Genomic DNA, 19873 nt, shown 5'->3' with positions numbered 1-19873 from the left:
GTCCCCAAGCAGGAATGTGCGGTCCCTCCGCCCCGCCATATCCCTTGGTCATGGCTCCGAATTTTCGTGGCCATTTGGGGGGATGGCAAAGCCGAGTCGGCGAAACCGCATCCCTGCGACCCACCAATGAAGAGGATAGCGAAATGCCTACAGTTGGATCTTCTAACGCACCGACCAATCCTAAAAATCCCACGGCCCGTGGGCAGGTATTGGGAACGAATGCGGTCGATTTTATCGATCTCAACACCCTCGTCCACACCGCGAACCTGCCTTATAACGCACGCGGCAACGGCGGGGCGGATACCGTTTACGGCAATAATTTCGACAACGATCTCTACGGTGATGCGGGTGACGACAATGTCATCGGCCGCAGCGGCAACGATCGCATCGATGGCGGAAGCGGCAACGACACGTTGATCGGCGACCAGGCGAGCATCTCGGTCCCGGCGCCCGGCCAAGTCCTGTACACCGGCGACGATAACGGTGTTGCCGACGGCAACGACACGCTGCTCGGCGGCGCTGGTGCCGATACCGCATGGGGCGGCGGCGGGAACGACTTCCTCCGCGGCGATGCCGGCGACGACGTGCTTTATGGCCAATCGGGCGATGACCGCGCCGACGGCGGCGCTGGCAACGACATCGTCGATGGCGGCACCGGCAACGACAATCTCTACGGCGGGACCGAAACCGACGTGGTGACCGGTGGCGACGGCGACGACTATATCGATGGCGGCACAAACACCAATGGCGTCGACCAGCTTTCGGGTGGCGAAGGCAATGATGTGATCTTCGGCGACAAAGGCGTCAATCGCAAAGCCGACGAAGACTTCGCCTATAACCAGAGCAATTATAACAAAGGTATCGGGCAAGCCGACAATATCTCGGGCGGTGCCGGCGACGATCAGGTCTTCGGACAGGGCGGCGACGACACAATCGATGGCGATAGCGGCGACGACCTGTTGTGGGGCGACGATGGCGACGACACCATCCTCGGCGGCAACGGTTATGACCAGCTCGACGGCGGCGAAGGCGACGACTCGCTTTCCGGCGAAAATGGCGATGACGAACTCAACGGCGATGCGGGCAACGATGTCATCCGCGGCGGCGCAGGGCTCGACTTCGTCCAGGGCGGTGCCGACGATGACGACATCGGCGGCGGCGACGACGACGATACGCTGAACGGCAATGACGGCAACGACCTTGTCCATGGCGACGATGGCAACGACGTGATCGCTGGCCAGGGCGGTAACGACACCCTGTATGGCGATGACGGCGACGACGTGATCCGCGGCAACGGGGATCCCTTCTTCGACCCGCTCGATCCGGAGAATACCGATGCCGATTTCATTTCGGGCGGCAACGGCAACGACATCGTCAACGGTGACGAAGGCGACGACGTTATCGAAGGAAATGACGGCGACGACCTGCTCGCGGGCGATGCCGGCAACGACAGCATCGCCGGCGGCGATGGCAATGACAGCATCACCGGCAACGACGGCAACGACGTTGTTTCAGGCGGCGAAGGCAACGACGTCATTCAGGGCAACAACGGCGCCGACAATCTGGCCGGCAACGAGGGTGACGACCTGATCTATGGCGGCGCTGGCAACGACCTAGTCGATGGCGGAGACGGCAATGACCAACTCGCCGGCGACATGGGCGCCGATACCATGTTCGGTGGCGATGGCGACGACGTCATGTATGGTGACACGCTGTACGAAAACCTGGGCAACACCCCGGGCGGCAACGACACCATGTCGGGCGGTGACGGCAACGACTATATGTCGGGCGGCATGGGCAACGACAAGATGGACGGCGATGACGGTGACGACGACATCCGGGGCGACACCGGCAACGACACCATCGACGGCGGTCTTGGCGATGACAATCTGGAAGGCGAAAGCGGCAACGACAAGATCACTGGCGGCGAAGGCAATGATCATATGTCGGGTGGCGCGGGCAAGGATCTGTTCCTGTTCGACGCGACCGATTCGTCGCCCGGCTTTGGCGACGACGTCATCGGCGCACCGTTCAGCCTCGGATCGGGCCGCGACTTCAACCTCGCGAACCGTGACACGCTGGTGTTCGACGTCGATGCCGGCTTCGATCCCGATGCCGACGTGTTCGTCATCACCGGCGACTGGGACGGCCAAGGCGACGCGCTTGACGTGTACGTCTTTACCGCGGTCGGCTCGGTGCTGATCGAGGACTTCTGGGAAGGCGCCTCGGCCCCGATCGCGGCGATCGCTGCGCTGGGTGGTTATGACACGGTTGCGGCGCTCAACGCGTACAGCCAGGGCAATGCGTCCTATGACATGATCACGTTCGTCTGAGGACAAGGCTTCGTACGGGGAGCCACTCCTCGACGGACCTCTGCAAACTGGAGGGCAGGCCGCGGCCTGCCCTCCTTTTTATATTCGGCAACCCAGACATTTGTGGGTTGGCGCAATCAAATCAGAGTGTCACCCAACAGCAAATTTTTGCGATGTCCCCATCAGGGAATGGCACGAAACCGCGCCTTCCGTCAATTTTGACGCAAGGATGACGGACAAGAATCATCCGGACGACGCCTGCTTCGATCGAGCAGGTCTGCAGAGATTGGGTGTAAGAAGAATAGCTTTCCGTCGATAATCCGGCGGCGGTTTCGCCCCTCGGCATTCGGCGGAGTTTAGTTCGGCCAGCTCCCGCTGGCTAGCCGTGTCCGCCGCCACGCCCCCTGGCGGCGGCCGGCGTCGAATTTCCATCCATTGTCGCTTTTGCGCCGCGAACAGCCCGTCCGCAACCAGAGCCCGACCATGATGCACCCGTTCATCCTGTCTTTGTCGATGGCGTTCGCTGCATTGCAGCCGCTGCCGCCGGACGGCGCCCCTGCCCTTGGCTTTCCGGCCGACTGCATTGTCGGCCGGTCCTGCCTTGTCCAGAAATTGTTCGACCATGACCCGGGGCCCGGCCGCCGCGACTATCGTTGCGGGCTGCTCACGACGAACGGGCATGACGGGATCGACATTCGCCTGCGCACCATGGCCGACATGCGGACCGGATTTGCGGTCTTGGCTGCGGCACCGGGCACGGTGCTCCGCACGCGCGACGGCGAACCGGACGTCAGCGTCGACGTCCGGGCCGGACTGAATGGCAAGGATGCGGGCAATGCGGTGGTGATCGACCATGGCGGCGGCTGGCAGACGCAATATAGCCATCTTCGCCAAGGCAGCATCGCTGTGCATCCGGGCCAGCGCGTCAGCGGCGGCGAACGGATCGGCTTGATCGGCTTGTCGGGCAATAGCGAGTTTCCGCACCTGCATTTCACCGTGCGGCATAGCGGCGAAGCCGTCGATCCGTTCGTCGGCGCCGCCGCCCTTCCGCCCTGCAATTCCGAAGCCCGAACAGCAGGACTCTGGACCGCGGCCGCCGCGCATTCGCTGGGGTACGAACCCAGCGCGGTGATTACCGGTGGCCTCGCCTCGGCCGTGCCGCCCAGGGCGGTCGCCGATCGTGACCCGCCCCCGGCACTGGACGGACGACAGGCGCCGCTGATCCTGTGGGTCGATGCGATCGGCGCGCGCGCCGGGGATTATCAGGCATTCTCGATCGCCGGGCCCGATGGGCAGATCGTGCATGACCAGCAGTCGGTTGTCGAAAGCGGCGGCCTCAGCTGGTTCGCCTATAGCGGCAAGCGCGCACCGGCGGCGGGCTGGCCCGCGGGCCGCTACACCGGACGATATGTGCTAAAACGCGAAAATGCGATTGTCGCCAGGATCGAAACGACAGCAATTATAAAATGAAATTTACAAAAGACATTACAATATTGAAAACAATACTAAAAAATATTATAACTTCTGAAATATTATCCGGACAATTGTCCAATTTTCTCTATATACAAAGTCCACATACATTATTATCTAAAGTCATATTCAATATGCGACACATTATGTCGATATAGATGGTAAAAAATAGCAATATAAAGATAAAATTAACCCTTAAGATATTATTTTAACACAAAAGTATATGTGCCCATACCGGAAATTGCCATTGCAGAATCACCCCCCGGGGTTTGTATTTCCCGGGTCAGTGACAAGGCACGGGCACAGGTCGCCAAAGAGAACCCAGCACGATCACAAGAGCTTGCATTGCGGCTCCGCGCGACATCCGACGCGGAAATGCAGTGCTGTTCGCCCGTTTCCGCAGCGGCCCCCGTACAGGCCGCTGCCGCGTGACCGACGAACATCCGTGATGCAGGGGGCATTGGGCGATGGGATTGAAGCGAAATGAACCGGCCGGCGAAATCGCCACTATAGCACGCGCCATTCCGCCGGGCGCAACCACGATCCTGCCCGTCGATGGCGTGATCCAGCTTCCACCCGGAACCCGGCTCGACGCAATCAAACTTTCGGGAAACGACCTCGTCGTCACTCTGCCCGACGGACAAGTGCTGGTCATCGTCGATGGCGCGCTGCGCATCCCGCAGATCAAGGTCGGCCCGATCAACATCCCGGCACCCACGGTGGCCGCGCTGATCGCGGACCAGGAGCCCGAACCCGCCGCCGGTCGCCCGCAAAGTTCGGGCGGCAATTTCGCCCAGACCCCGGGCGACATCGGCGACCCGTTCGCGCTCGGCAACCTGCTGCCGCCGACCGAGTTCGGCTTTCCGAAAATTCTCGATCTCGAGGTCATTACCGACGCGGTCGACGACAAACCCCGGGTCGTGATCACAACCCCGGATCAGACGGTCGGGGTCACTGCCGCGACCGCCGTCGTCTCGGAAGCGGCGCTGGCCGCGCGCGGTGCCGAACCGGCCGGGTCCGATCCTGAATCGCCCCGCGAATCGACCAGCGGCACGATCCAGATCGCCGCGCTCGACCAGCCCGTCGTCGTCGCGGTCAACGGCACGGCTGTCACGACCGTCGGGCAAGTCATCGCGACCCCGCTGGGCCAATTGACCATCACCAGCATCGCGCCGGGCCTGATCGGGTACAGCTACACGTTGACCGACAACAGCACCACCCCCGCCGCGACCGACACGGTGACGATCACCGTCACCGACAACGACGGCGATGTCGGGACCGCGACCCTGACCCTGACGATCGAGGACGATGCGCCCATCGCGCGGTCCGACATTGACGATACCGAAGCCGGAAGCCGCCTGCCCCAATCTGGCAATGTCATCACCGGCGCGGGAACCGCAAGCGGTGCGGACGGCGCCGACACGCCCGGCGCCGACGGGGCCATCATCACGGGCGTCCGGGGGGGATCGGCGACCGAGTTCGGCCCGACGGGAACGCCGGTGCAGGGCCAATATGGCCGTCTGGTGATCGCGCCCGACGGCACCTACGCCTATGTCCGGTCGGCCGGAACACCCGGCGGGGTCGACGATGTCTTCACCTATCAACTCACCGACGGCGACGGCGATGTATCGACGGCGACGCTGACGATCCGCATCGGCGACAGCACGCCCGCGCTGGTCCTGCCCGCAGCGGGCGACGACGGCACCGTGGTCGACGAAGCCGGGCTGCCCGAGCGCGATGGCGAAAGCCCCGGTTCGCGTTCGGGCGACGATTCCAACTTCACGTCCGGAACGATCCAGTTTTCCGCCGGCGACGGTCCCGCCGCGCTGACGATCAACGGGGTCGCGGTCACCGAAGAAGGTCAGGAAATCGCGCTCGCCACCGGGACCTTCTACATCGTCTCGATCAACCCCGATTCGATCGAATATTTCTTCGCGCTTACCGACAACACGCTCGGCGCCGCGACGTCGCAGCCGATCACCGTCGGCATCACCGACCTGGACGGCGACACCGTCTCCGCCAGCTTCGACATCGATATCCTCGACGATGCGCCCGAAGCGGTCGCCGATTTCGACAGTATCGCCGCGGGCAGTTTTGCCCCGGCCACCGGCAATGTGATCACCGATGCCGAGAATGACGGCGGGCGGGACATCCCCGGGGCCGATGGCGCGAGCGTCTCGTCGGTGTCGGGCAGCGGCGCCGCCGTGGCCGCGGGGGAGCCCGTTGCCGGCCTATATGGCGTGCTGACGCTGAACAGCAACGGCAGCTACAGCTATGTCCGCAACCCCGGCACGCCAGGCGGCGTGTCCGACACCTTCACCTATACGCTGACCGACGGCGACGGCGATGTATCGACGGCGACGCTCCAGATTGCGATCGGCGACGGCGGCGTCACGATCCGACTGCCCGACGGCGACGACGACGGCCAGCTGGTGTCCGAGGCGGGCCTGCCGGGCGGATCGGCGCCCGACGACGGCAGCGCCACGACCGAGGGCGCGATCAGCTTTGCCGCGGCCGATGGCGTCGGGGCCGTCCGCATCAATGGCGAACCCGTGACGGCGGTCGGCCAGACGATCGTGGGCGAATATGGCACGCTGACCGTCACCGCCATCTCCGCGACGTCGATCAGCTATAGCTATACCCTCACCGACGCGACGAGCGGCGACGAGGTCGTCGAAAGCTTCGGCGTCGTCGTGACCGACCTCGACGGCGACAGCGCCGGCGGGACGCTGAACATCGCGATCGAGGACGATGTGCCGACCGCGATCGACGATTTCGACTTGCTGCCATCGGACAGCACCGCAACCGCCGACGGCAATGTGCTGACCGGCGTCGGCGGAAGCGACGCGAACGCCACCGATGGCGAGGCCGATGTCGAGGGCGCCGACGGCGCCAGCGTCACCGCCATCGCGTTCGGCGGTGAAAGCGGTGAGGTCGATGGCTTAACCGCCGGCGCCTATGGCACGCTGCAAATCGCGGCGGACGGCAGTTATCTCTATACACTCGATCCCGAGAATCCCGACGTGGCCGGGCTCGACGGCGACGACGAGCTGACCGAGACCTTCGAATATGTCGTCACCGACAGCGACGGCGACGAAGCCACGGCGACGCTGACCGTGGTCATCCGCGGCCGCGACGATATCGTGACGATCGACGGTCTCGATCCCGAAGGCGCGGAAGCGACGGTATCGGAAGCCAATCTGGTCGACGGGTCGGCCCCCGACAGCGACGCGCTGGTCCAGACCGGCAGCTTCACCTTCGCCGCAGCCGACGGCGTGGCCGCGATTACGCTGGCGGGCGAAACGGTCGTCGCGGGGCTGGTGATCACCACCGACCTCGGCATGTTGACGATCACCGATTTCGAGCCGCTATTCGACGCCGCGGGCGACATTGTCGGCGGGACGATCGGCTATAGCTACGAACTGATCGACAACAGCCTGCTCCACAGCGGCCCAACCGACGCGACGCTAAGCGAATCCTTCGCGATCGAGATCACCGACAGCGACGGCACCGTCGCGGCGGCGACGCTCGACGTGACGATCGTCGACGACACGCCCGCGGCGGAATACGACGAAGGCGACATCGGCGAAGGGCAGACGCTCGAAGTCGACGCCACGGGCGGGTTGCTCGCCAACGATATCCCCGGCGCGGACGGCGCCGAAATCTTGGGCGTGCGCGCCGCCGGTGAAGGTCCGTCGGCGCCGGCGACCGGCGGCGTCGGCGCGGTGATCGCGGGCCTATACGGCCAGCTGACCGTCGCCGCCGACGGAAGCTATATCTATGTCGCAAATGCGAACATCGTCCCGCCCGACGGCGCGGAAGATGTTTTCGTCTACACACTCGTTGATGGCGACGGCGACCAGTCGACCACCACGCTGACTATCCACCTGAGCGACTCGGGACTCTTTGCCGACGCCGTTCAGTTGCAAGTCGATGAAGCCGCGCTCGCCGCAGGCAGCGATCCCGACAGCGACGCCGAAACGGCGTCCGGCGACCTCAATGACAATGTTTCCGGCGGTACAGGCCCGTTCGAATTCAGCCTGGTTGGCGATGGCGTCGGCACCCATGGCATCTTCACGCTCAATCCCGATGGAAGCTATTCCTACACACTGGCCGCCGCGGTCGACGGCGCGACGGACGACGATGGCACCAACCTTGTGCCGGCGGTCGAAACCTTCGCCTACCAAGTGACCGACGCGTTCGGGAATGTGACGCAGAATGAAATCGTCATCGACGTACTCGACGATGTACCGGTGGCAAGACCCGCCGCATCGATCACCGTCGCCGAAGACGCGGCCGCCATTTCGGGAAACTTGCTGGCGAACGATACGCAGGGCGCAGACGGGGCGACGGTCTCCTCGGTCACGATCGGCAGCGCGGTCGTAGCGGTCGCCGCGACCGGTATCACCAGCTACAGCAACGCCAACGGCACTTACACATTTCAGGCGAACGGGGCCTGGAGCTTTGATCCGGTGCCGCAGATCAGCGTTTTCCCAATCAACGCGAATTTCACTTACACGATCACCGACGGCGACGGCGACCGGTCCTCGGCGATCCAGCAAATCCGCCTCGCCGACGGCGCGCCGCCAACGGCAAGCGGCCCGATCCAGCTGACCGTCGACGACCAGCATCTCGAAACCGGATCGACGCCGTCGCTGGCGCAACCCGTCTCGGCTAGCGGCAACATCCTGTTCACCCCCGGTTCCGATGCGATCGCGTCGATCGGCTTTGGCGACATTTCGGCGCTCGATGGTGGCCTCAGCTGGACGCTGGAATCGGACAACCAGATCATCGGCTGGGACGCCGACGAAAATTCCGTGATCGTGATTGATCTCAGCGTGTCGGGCAATGCGGCGACGGTGACCGTCACGCTGCAATATAACTATGGCCTGCACCCCGATACGACGATCGACGATCTGGTCGATCTGGGGTCGCTCGAGGTCGTCGCGACCGACGCCGACGGCGATGAAGTTGCGGGAACGGTTCAGATTTCAGTATCGGACGACGTCCCCTCGATCACTGCTCTGTCGCCGGCCGCAGGTCTGCTGACGGTCGACGAGACCAACCTGGCGTTCAATGCGACCGCCAATTTCGCTGGCCTGTTCAACATTGTGACCGGCGCCGATCAGGCAGGCAGTACGGTCAGCTACACGTTTGAAGTGACAACGGCGGCCGGTCTGGTCGATGTCGCCACGGGATCAAAGATCATCCTGCAGGCCATCGGCAACGTCGTCGAGGGACGGTTGCAGGATTCGCCATCGACGGTCGCCTTCCGGTTGGCCGTCGATGGCAATGGGCAGGCAACGCTGGATCAGATCCGCGCGGTCAGCCACCCGGATGCCAGCAATCCCGACGATCCGGTGACGCTGTCGCCGACCATCATCCGGCTGACGGCAACGGTCACCGACGGCGACGGCGATCAGGCGTCGGCGCTGGTCGCGGTCGGCAACACGCTGGTGTTCAAAGACGATGGCCCATCGATCGACGCGACCAATGCCGATACCAACGCGATCACGCTTACCACGCAGGACGCCGACACGCGCGGCAGCGCATCCGACGTGGCGACCGCCAATTTTTCGACGGCCTTTTCGACGTCTCTGGTCAATTTCGGCGCCGATGGTCCCGCAGATGCGGGCGCGGTGACTTGGACCTATTCCCTTGCGCTGGGCTCGGCGGCCGCGACCACCGCCCTGACCAGCAACGGCGTGCCGGTCACGCTGGCCCTTGTCTCCGGCGAGATCGTCGGCAGCGCGGCCGGTACGCCCATTTTCTCCATCGCGGTCAATGCCGCGACCGGCGTCGTCACGCTGACCCAATTTGCCGAGATCGACCATCCGTTGCCGGGTTCGTCCAGCAACTATGCCGCTCAGTTCGTCGAACTGGCCGCCAATCTGGTCGAGCTGCGCGGCACCGCGACAATCGTCGATCGCGACGGCGACAGTATTTCGGACACGGTAGCGGTGGATATGGGCGGCAACATCCGCTTTGCCGACGATGGTCCGTCGATCGCCGCTGGCGGCACCGCGCCGATGTTGACGGTCGACGAAAGCAACCTTGCCGCCGATGCGACCGTCAATTTGGCGGGACTGTTCAGCGGGACCACCGATTTCGGTGCCGACGGCCCCGGCGCGGTGACATATGAACTGGGCGTCACCGCCGGCGCAAGCGGTCTGATCGACTCGTTGACCGGCGAAGCGGTGATCCTGTCGATCGAGGGCGGCGTCGTCTTCGGCCGCACTGCGACCGACGAAGTATTCCGCATTTCGGTGGCCCCCGGCGGCCTCGTCACTTTCGACCAGTCGCGCGCAATCCTCCACACGCCCGACAGCGGACCCGACCAGACGCAATTCTTGACGGGCAGCAATCTGGTCACGCTGACCGCGATCGCAAACGACGGCGACGGCGACACCGCGCGAACGACGACCGACATCACCGGCCAGTTCGCGATCCGCGACGATGCGCCGCAGGCGGTGGACGACCAGGACAATGTATCGCGCGACGGAGAGATTTTTGCCGACGGCAATGTGCTGACCGGACTTGGCGGGATCGACGCCAACGGCATGGACGGATCGCCCGACAATGCGGGTGCCGACGGCGGGCTAACGGTCGTCGGCGTGGCATTCGGTGCGTCTACGGGAACGCCGGGCGCCGCGCTTGCGGGCGACTATGGCTCGATTGTCATCGCCGCCGACGGCAGCTATCGTTACGACCTCGATCCCAACGATCCCGCGGTCATCGCGCTCAATTCCAACGCGACGCTGACCGAAAGCTTCGAATATACGGTGCGCGACGCCGACGGAGATACGTCGGTCGCGACGATCACCATCTCGATCACCGGGATCAACGATTTCCCGATTGCGCGCGCCGACACCAATTGGGTGCTAGACGGTGCCAGCGGATCGGACCCCAGCGCGTCCGGCAACGTGTTGCAGGACATCGCGCATCCTGGCGCGCCCTTTGGCAGCTTTGCCGATGTCGCCGATAATGATCCCGACCTGGAGGCGATCACCGTCACGTCGGCAGGGACATATATCGGTCTCTACGGCACGCTGGTGATCGACGCTGGCGGCAGCTACACCTACACGCTTGACGAGGACAAGCCTGTCGTCAACGCGCTCGACAGCGGGCAGACGCTGACCGAAAGCTTCGCCTATACGATCAGCGACGGATTGCTGTCGGTCGGCTCCACGCTGACCATCACGGTGTTCGGGACCGACGATGCGCCGACGATCGGCACCACGATTGCGCGGGTATCGGAAGAAGGTCTGCCGAACGGGCTGCCCGACACGGCGCCGAACGCGACGCTGGACACCACCAACAGCACGACCTTCAGCGGGACGCTTGCCATTGCCGATGCGGATGCCGGCGAGACGCTGACCGCAACTCTCGGCAATCCCGGCGCGGTACTCACCGCAGGCGGCGTTGCCGTCGCGTGGACCGGCGTCGGCACGGGCACCTTGATCGGTTCGGTCGGTGGGTCGGAAGTCATCCGCGTCACACTGGCATCGAACGGCGCCTATACGGTCACCCTGTCGCGCGCCGTCGACCATCCCGATGTCACGCTGGAGGACCTCAAGGATTTCGTCGTACCCGTGTCGGTGTCCGACGGCACCACGACGACGACCAATTCATCGGCAATCCAGATCGTGATCGAGGATGACGCGCCGACGGCCACCGGCGAAACGGGATCGTCGTCGCAGCCGATGCAGGATGTGAACACGCTCTTCATCCTCGATTTCAGCGACAGTATCGACGATGGCGAACTCGACACGATGCTGGAGGCTGTCCAGGGCGCGCTCGCGCAGCTCGACAACTCCGCGTCGGGCGCATTGACGATCAAGTTCGTGATATTCTCCTCGGGCTCGTTCGCGTCGGAATCCTTTTCGACCGCGGCCGACGCGAATGCGTATCTCGACTCGCTCAATCCGGCGGCGGGCGGCGAACGGCCGTCAGAAGACGATATCGGGCTCAATACCAATTATACTGGCGCGATCCAGACCGCGCTGGCCAATTTCGACGCGATCCCCGGCGCCAGCAACCAGGTTTTTTTCCTGAGCGATGGCAACCCGAACCAACAGATCCAGTTCGGCGGCATCCCGCCAACGGTCGTCAATTCGCTGACCGCAGCGACGGCGACGGCTTGGAACGACTTTGTCGATGGCAACAACGTAAATGTCACCGCGATCGGCATCGACAACAACCCGCTGCAACCGCTCAATATCCAGCGGTTGCGCGACATCGACCTGAACGCGGCGCCGGACAATGAACCGATCCTGGTCGACGATTTCGAAGATTTGGTCTCGACCTTGCTGTCGGTCATCGTCCCCTCGGCGGTATCGGGCGACCTTGACGCAAATGATTTCTTCGGCGCCGACGGCGGCCGCCTGCTTTCAATCACCATCGGGTCGACCACCTATAGCTGGGACGGTGCTTCGAGCATCGCCATATCGAGCGGCGGCAGCATCGCCGGAACGACGCTGAACGCGATAACGACGCCGATGGGCGGCACGCTGACGCTGAACTTCGCCACGGGCCAATATAGCTACCAGCCACCCAGCCCGATCACGGTCACCGCGACCGAAATATTCAATTATGTCGTTACCGACCGCGACGGCGACACAGCAACCGCCAACCTGTCGGTCACCATCACCGCGCTCGCGCCGCCGATCGCGGTCGATCTGGACGGCGACGGGGTCGAATTTGTTTCGAACGCGGCGGGGGCCAGTTTCGACTATGACGGCGACGGCATCGCGGAAAGCACCGCATGGGTCGGCGCGCACGACGGCCTGCTGGCGATCGACAAAAATGGCGATGGCAAGGTCAACAACGGATCCGAGCTGGTCTTCGGTAGCGGCGGGCTGTCGGATTTGCAGGGGCTGGCCGCTGCCTATGACAGCAATGGCGACGGGAAGCTGGACGCCGCCGATACCGAGTTCGCAAAATTCGGGATCTGGCAGGATGCCAACGGCAACGGCGTAACCGACGCGGGCGAATTCCGCTCGCTGGTCAGCGAAGGGGTCATCGCTATCTCGCTGACGTCGGACGGACGCGCCTATGTGGCGGCCGACGGACAAGTCCATGTCAGGGGCGAAGCACTCTATACGCGCGCCGACGGTAGCACCGGCAAGCTGGCCGATGCGGCGTTCGCGACCAATTTCCACGATCAGCAGCGGGTTGCCGCAATCAACGGCACCGCAGGCGTTTCGACCGCGATGCTGGTGGCGGGACTGGCCGCAGCGACCCCGCTGGCGGCGCAGCCGCCCGCCCCGTCGGATGGCGACGCACGCGTTGCGAACCAACAGATCGGGGTGTCGAGCGAGCCGGCGGACCAATCGCCTGCCCCTGCCGCCGCCAAGGGCGACGGGTTCGTCCACGAATATTTTTCCGACCCGGCCGCGACCCGGATCGAGCCCGACAGCAGCCAGCGCCAGATGGACGAAGGCGACCATGGCGAAGCGCGGAGCGACGCCGCCGACATCGCGCCGCCCGATCCGCCCCATACCCAGCTGCTCGCGGGAACCGAGGCCGATCTAACGCCGCCCCAACCCACCGCCGCGCCCCCCTCTGGCGACCAGATGCCGATGGTGTTGCCGGCGCAGGCGGTGTCCGACCCCGCCGCGGTTCCGCTCGACGCCATCGTCACCGCCGCGCTGGAAGGGCCGCAGGTCGAACTCGACGCGCTGCTCGGACCCGCGACGCCCGCCGAACCCGTGCTGCCCCGCATCATGCTGACCGATGGCGGTCCGGCCGCCTTTCCGGGCGACGGCGGTTCCGCCGTATCGGGCCACTCGTTCATCGCCGACCTCGCGCAGCAGCATGTCGCGATGCAGCTCGAGCAAATGGCGTCGGCCGGACACGCCTGAACCGCCGGCGGCGATGCCGGACATCACGAAACACCGGCGCAGGCAAGGGATCACGCAGAAGGATCTTCGACTTCGACCGGACAAATGCAGGGGAATGAAGATGTCGAAATTTCGTACCGCAGCCTTGTTGCTCACCGCCGCCGCGCTCGCCGCGACGCACGACGCCGGCTGGACCCAGCGGATCGAACTGAAGACCGCAGTCGAAACTGCGGTCCAGACCAACCCCGAAATCAACCAAGCGGTCGAGAACAAGACCGCAATCGAATTCGAACGCGAACAGGCGCAGCGCCTGTTCGCCCCGCGCATTTCGGTCGAGGGATCGGTGGGGATCCGCCGCCTCGAAAACAGCACGCGCCGGGCGCTCGGCATCGCCAATAACGAACTGTACCCGATGGAAGGCAGCCTCAATGTCGAACAGACGCTGTTCGACGGCGGCGTCCGCCGCAACGAGGTCCGGCGCCAGGCGGCGCGAACCGACGGCGCCGCGTTCCGGGTCGAGGAGCGCTCGCAGTTCGTCGCGCTCCAGGTCACGCGCCAATATCTCGACTTTCTGTTGCAACAACGGATCGTCGCCGCGTCCGAGGATAATATCGATTTTCACAGCAAGCTGGTGACCGACCTGCGCGAAGGGGTCGCCAAGGGATCGCTGAGCATCGCCGACCAGCAGCAGGCCGAAGAACGCCAGCAGGCGGCGCGGGCGCGGGTGACCGAAGCCAATCTCGACTTGGTTAACACATCGGCCTCGTTTCGCACCCTGACCGGGCTCGATCTGGTCGACGGTGCCGCGCTGCCGCCGTCGCTTGCCGGGAATATTCCGGCGACGCTGGAGGATGCGTTGGCGCGGGCACGCGAACGCAATCCGCGGGTCCGCGAAGCGCAAGCCGACCTCGACGCCGCGCATGCGCTGGTCCGCAAATCGAAAGCGGAAATGTCGCCGACGCTCGCACTCGAAGGCAACGCGCGGATCGGCGACGATATCGACGGCTTCAGGGGCGAAACCAACGACGTGCGCGCGGGGCTGGTGCTGCGCTGGGATATTTTCAACGGCGGAATCAAAAAGTCCAAGGTGCAGGAAATGTATCGGCGCGAAAACGAGGCCCGTTACCGGATGGACCAGATGGTCCGCGAGGCCGAAGAGGATGTGCGCGTTGCCTGGAACACCTGGGACGCGCAAGGCAAGCTGGTCAAGGAGCTGGAAGAACAGAGCCGCGTTTCCGACGAGCTGCTGCGGTCTTACCGCGCCCAGTTCAACGTCGGCCGCCGGTCGCTGCTCGACGTTCTCGACGCGCAGAACACGCGCTACAACGTCCAGGTCCGCACCGAGACCGCAAAATTCGCGCAATTCTATTCGGAATTCAAGCTGCTCGCGGCGCTCAACGACCTGCTCGCGGCGATGGATGTCCAGCCGCCCGCGGCGGCCGCGGCGGTCGCGCGCGAACGGTTCAAGGTCCGGCCCACCCCCGAAATGAACCCCGAAGCGATGCGGGATCCCAAATGAATTATCCCGCCGACGCCCGCGGGGCCCGGCGGTCGCGCCGGCCCTCACCCGCAACGACTTTCGAAACATGGCGCAGCACGCCGGCGCAATGCGACGAATTGCTCGCGGCGGTCGCCGCCATGGCCATGCTGTTCGAGCGCCCCTTCTCCGACCTCAGGGTAAAAAAGGGACTGGCGCTCGACGACGACGGCCTCGTGCCGCTCGACCAGCTCGATCACGCGCTTGATGCCGTCGGGCTGCGCTGCCAGCTCGTGCGAAGGCCGCTTGCTGCGTGGAATGCGCAGGACGTCCCGGCGATACTGTTGCTGGCGAACGAACGGCCGCTGGTCCTGACCGCCATCGACGACGACGACTGCTGGGTCCGCCTGCCGGGCGCCGCCTCCGACCTGCCCGTCGATCGCCGCCTGCTCGCGGCCGCCTATTCGGGGCAAGGTGTCATCGTGCGCCATGATCCCGCGAGCGAAACCGCGCGCGAACGTCCATGGGATCAGGCGTCGCAGCAGCATTGGTTCTGGAGCGAAGTGTGGAAGGAGCGCAGCCAATATGGCTATGTGATGTTCGCATCGCTGCTGATCAATCTGCTCGCCTTCGCGATGCCGTTGTTCACGATGAACGTGTACGACCGCATCATTCCCAACAAGGCCGCAGCCAGCCTGTGGATGCTGGCGCTCGGCGCGGTTTTTGCCATCGCGGTCGAATATGGGCTGCGGCTGGCCCGGACCGGGCTGATCGACGAGGTCGGGCGCGGGATCGACGCACGCCTGTCGCAGCGGCTACTCGACAAGGTACTCAACCTGCCGATGGCGACGCAGCGCGGCAGCACCGGCGCACTCGCGCGCCGCGTGACCGATTATGAACAAGTCCGCGATTTCTTTGCCTCGACCACCGTCGTCCTGTTGACCGACATCCTGTTCCTGGCCGTGTTCGTCGCGCTGATCGCGGTGCTGGGCGGCTGGCTTGCCGTCATTCCGATCGTCGCCATGGTCGTAATGCTGGCGATGGGTTGGGCGTTGCAACGCCGCATGCGCGCTGCCGTCGCCGACGCGCAGGTCGACGCCAGTATGCTGCAAACGACGCTGGTCGAAACGATCGGCAGCCTCGAAACGGTCAAGGCGTGCCGCGCCGAAGGCCGGATGCTCGGCAAATGGCGGCGGCTGTCAGCGTCAAACGCCTATACGCAGGAAGAAATGCGCAAGCTCACCGCGACCGCGGTCAACCTCGCAACCCTGTGTCAGCAGGCAACCGGCATCGCGCTGATCATCGGCGGGTTCTACCTGTTCAACGCCGGCACCATCTCAATGGGCGCGATCATCGCGATCGTTATGCTCGCCAGCCGCTCGCTCGCGCCGGTCGGCCAGCTTGCATTCCTGATGACGCGGGGGCGGCAGGCGTTCGTCACGCTGAACAGCTTGCAACAATTGATGGATCAGGACGACGAGCGCGACAAGGGCAGCCGCTCGCTCACCCCTGAGGTCCGCGACGGGCGGTTGCAACTCGACCATGCCGGCTTCCGCTATCCCGACACCGAACGCGAATCGCTCGCCGACGTCAGCCTGGTCATCGAACCTGGCGAACGCGTCGGACTGATCGGCCGCGTCGCCTCCGGCAAATCGACGCTGGGGCGGGTCCTCTGCGGCCTCTATGATCCGACGAGCGGCAGCTATCGCATCGACGGTCTCGAAAGCCGCCAGTATGATCCGCACGACCTGCGCTCGACCCTGCGCTTCGTCGGTCAGGATGCCGAATTGTTCAGCGGCACCGTGCGCGAGAATCTGATGGTCGGTGGCAGCGACGCTGACGACGCCAGCATCATCGATGCGGTCCGGCGATCGGGGGCCGACGAATTTCTGGGCCGCGACACGGCGGGCTTCGATTTTCACATCGGCGAACGCGGCGCGCGCCTGTCCGGCGGACAGCGCAGCTTTCTGGTCCTTGCACGCGCGCTGGTGACCCCGGCGCATCTGCTGTTCCTCGACGAACCGACCGGCGCGATGGACAGCCACACCGAAAAGCATTTCGTCGATCGCCTGCAGGCGGCGATACCCGCCGGCCAGACGCTGGTCGTTGCAACGCACCGGATGACCGTGCTCTCTCTGGTCGACCGTCTGATCGTCATGGATCAGGGCCGCGTCGTCGCCGACGGTCCGCGCGACGAAATTCTTGCGCAGCGATCCGCGTCATGACCGCCGCAACCGCCCGTCGATATGGCACCGTCGCCCACGACGACAATCGCCGCACCATGCTATGGCTGGTCATCATGGCGGTGGTCGTGACCCTGCTCACGTCGCGGACGATGTGGGACCAGCTGTTCGCGTTCGTCGGCGGCGACACTGTCCAGACCGCCAATACCGATCATGGCAACCTCGACGCGCCCGTGATCACCGATCCCGAAATGGTGCGGCTGATCAAATTGACCGAAGATCCAGACGCCGTGCCGGTGCAGGCACCCGAGACGGCGATGACGCGCAACCAGGCGATCCCCTTCTCCACCGGGCCGGTCGCATCGGCGCGACCGTTCCATCCGGCAACGGTCGATCCCAAGGCGGCGCTCACGGCGCTGCGCTGCCTAACCCAGGCGGTCTATTTCGAGGCGGCTTACGAACCCCTCGCCGGGCGGCGCGCGGTCGCACAGGTTGTCATCAACCGCGCCCTGCACCCGGCCTTTCCCAAATCAATCTGCGGCGTCGTCTATCAGGGCGTCAACCGCCCGGTGTGCCAGTTCAGCTTTACCTGCGACGGATCGCTGAACCGACGGCCCAACCCAGCGAAATGGAAAGAAGCCGAGGATATCGCGCGCGCCGCGCTCGCTGGCTATGTCGAACCGTCGGTCGGCCACGCCACCCATTATCACGCCAATTATGTGTCGCCCTATTGGGCGCCCAAACTGGTCAAGATCGCGCAGCTCGGCGCGCATATCTTTTATCGCTGGCCCGGAAAATGGGGCGCCCCCGGCGCCTTTTCGGGCCGCTATAGCGGGGTGGAGGCGATCCCGACGATCTTGGCCCGGAGCGCCGTCGTGCGGCCGCGCGACGGCGGCGACGGCCAAGGCGCGATTCAAGCCTCGGCGGGCAATGCGCTCGAAGCCCTGCAGGATCGCCGCGCCGACAATGACGCCGGCGGCAGGCTCGACCCCTCGCTGGGCTGGGAACTGGCGATCCCCGAGCCCGAGGAAACCAGCCGCGCGTCGCGGATGATGGCGCGGCAACAGGCCGGCGAATTCGATGTCGCCACAAAGGAGAGTGGATCATGATCAGATCGCGGCCCTATGTCGGCACGCGCCGGATCATCCTAGCGTCGGGCGTCGGCATGTTCGTCTTCGTCAGCTGGGCCAGCTTTGCGCAGGTCGACGAAGTCACCCGCGGCCAAGGCCGGGTCATCCCATCGAGTAAGGCGCAGATCGTCCAGTCGGCCGAACCGGCAACGATCCTGGACATTGTCGTGCGGTCGGGTCAGGCGGTTCGCAAGGGCCAGTTGCTGGTCCGTCTCGACGACACCGAATCCTCGTCGCAGCTCGGCCAGATCCAAGCCGAAAACCGCTCGCTCGCGGCGCGCGCCGCGCGCCTCGGCCGCGAGGGCAATGGTGCAGAGGCGGCCGTTTGCGCCCCCGATGCGAACGGTGTCCTTCCCCCCGAATGCAGCCAGGAGGCGGCACTGCAATCGGCTAGGGCCGCGACCCAGCGAAGCCGCCGGATGGCGCTGAACGCCACGGTCGAACAGCGCCGCCGAGACTATGGCGAAGCGCAGGCGACGATCGCCTCGCTCCGGTCCAGTCTGTCGCTGGCGCAAAGCCAGGTCGAACTGCTCGCGCCGCTTGCCGCCAAATCGATCGTTCCGCAGACCGAATTGCTCAACGCCCAGCGCGAAGTGACCGAGGTGCGCGGCAAACTGGCCGCGGCCGAACAGGCCGCTTCGCGTGCCGCCGCCGCGATCAGCGAGGCACAGGCGCAGGCGGCGGCGGCAAGGCTGGAGTTTCGCCAAGAGGCGCTCGACGAGCGCAACCAGATCGTCGCCAAGATGGCGGTCAATTCGGAATCGCTGCGCGGCGCTGCGGGCCGCCAGCAGCGCAGCGAAATTCGCTCCCCTGCGAACGGCGTCGTCAACGACGTGCAGGTCACCACGGTGGGCGGTTTCGTCCAGCCCGGACAAAAGATCATGCAGGTGGTACCCGTCGGCGACAAATTGCTGATCGAGGCCCGCGTCGCGCCGCGCGATATCGCCTTCATCAAGGTCAACGACCGCGCCAACGTCAAAGTCACCGCCTATGATTTTGCGATCTATGGCGGCCTATCGGGGCGCGTCGTCCAGATTTCCCCCGACAGCCTCTATGACGAGACGACCAAGGAAGCCTATTTCACTGTCGTCGTCGAAACCGACGTCGCCTATCTGAAAAATGGCCGTCGCCAGTTGCCGATCACCCCCGGCATGATCTGCGACGTAGAAGTGCTGACGGGCAAGAAAAGCGTCTTGAGCTATTTGTTCAAGCCGTTCCTGCGTGCGAGGTCGGAGGCATTTACCGAACGCTGACGGCGCCGTGCGCCGATAGGCGCGGCAACAGCGGTCGCAACGCCCCTTGTGTATTTTGGCTCTTGCACGACCGTCTCAGGCGGCCCGACCGGGCAACGGCGGCGGCCTAGGCCGTGTTGACAAAAGGGATTCCCAAATCCTCCTCCTTCTGATTCAAGACTGCTTTTTGAGGATCAGTCATGGGTCGCGGGGATTTGTCGGATGCG

The 19873-nt window shown here is 64.5% G+C and carries 7 protein-coding genes; all 7 read left to right on the top strand.

What is annotated here, in order from left to right; translation table 11 throughout:
- The first annotated feature begins 209 nt into the window (after positions 1 to 209).
- On the top strand, positions 210 to 2333 hold the full coding sequence (locus ATE71_RS23030; protein ID WP_058802870.1) for a calcium-binding protein: 2124 nt from the start codon (positions 210 to 212) through the stop codon (positions 2331 to 2333).
- Between the two features lie 462 nt (positions 2334 to 2795).
- Complete coding sequence (locus ATE71_RS07595; RefSeq protein ID WP_152998684.1) at positions 2796 to 3782, top strand: M23 family metallopeptidase; 987 nt, start codon at positions 2796 to 2798, stop codon at positions 3780 to 3782.
- Between the two features lie 467 nt (positions 3783 to 4249).
- The gene (locus ATE71_RS07590) at positions 4250 to 13645 is read left to right on the top strand and encodes a DUF5801 repeats-in-toxin domain-containing protein (protein WP_058802868.1); all 9396 of its coding nucleotides are present in this window, start codon (positions 4250 to 4252) and stop codon (positions 13643 to 13645) included.
- A 100-nt stretch (positions 13646 to 13745) separates the two neighbouring features.
- Positions 13746 to 15143: a TolC family outer membrane protein gene (locus tag ATE71_RS07585; RefSeq protein ID WP_058802975.1), complete on the top strand. Its 1398-nt coding sequence runs from the start codon at positions 13746 to 13748 to the stop codon at positions 15141 to 15143.
- Complete coding sequence (locus ATE71_RS07580) at positions 15140 to 17326, top strand: type I secretion system permease/ATPase (RefSeq protein WP_082665131.1); 2187 nt, start codon at positions 15140 to 15142, stop codon at positions 17324 to 17326. Before ATE71_RS07585 ends, ATE71_RS07580 begins: the two co-directional genes overlap by 4 nt.
- Positions 17323 to 18393 carry a cell wall hydrolase gene (locus tag ATE71_RS07575; RefSeq protein ID WP_058802866.1) on the top strand — a complete coding sequence of 357 codons (1071 nt, stop codon included), beginning with the start codon at positions 17323 to 17325 and terminating at the stop codon, positions 18391 to 18393. The genes ATE71_RS07580 and ATE71_RS07575 overlap by 4 nt, the downstream gene beginning before the upstream one ends.
- The gene (locus ATE71_RS07570) at positions 18390 to 19667 is read left to right on the top strand and encodes an HlyD family type I secretion periplasmic adaptor subunit (protein ID WP_058802865.1); all 1278 of its coding nucleotides are present in this window, start codon (positions 18390 to 18392) and stop codon (positions 19665 to 19667) included. The genes ATE71_RS07575 and ATE71_RS07570 overlap by 4 nt, the downstream gene beginning before the upstream one ends.
- Positions 19668 to 19873 lie beyond the last annotated feature (206 nt).

The organism is Sphingopyxis sp. H115 (genome assembly GCF_001468465.1).
Classification (GTDB): domain Bacteria; phylum Pseudomonadota; class Alphaproteobacteria; order Sphingomonadales; family Sphingomonadaceae; genus Sphingopyxis.
The sequence above is the reverse complement of the archived record's forward strand: the minus strand, read 5'-3'. Positions and strand labels throughout refer to the sequence as shown.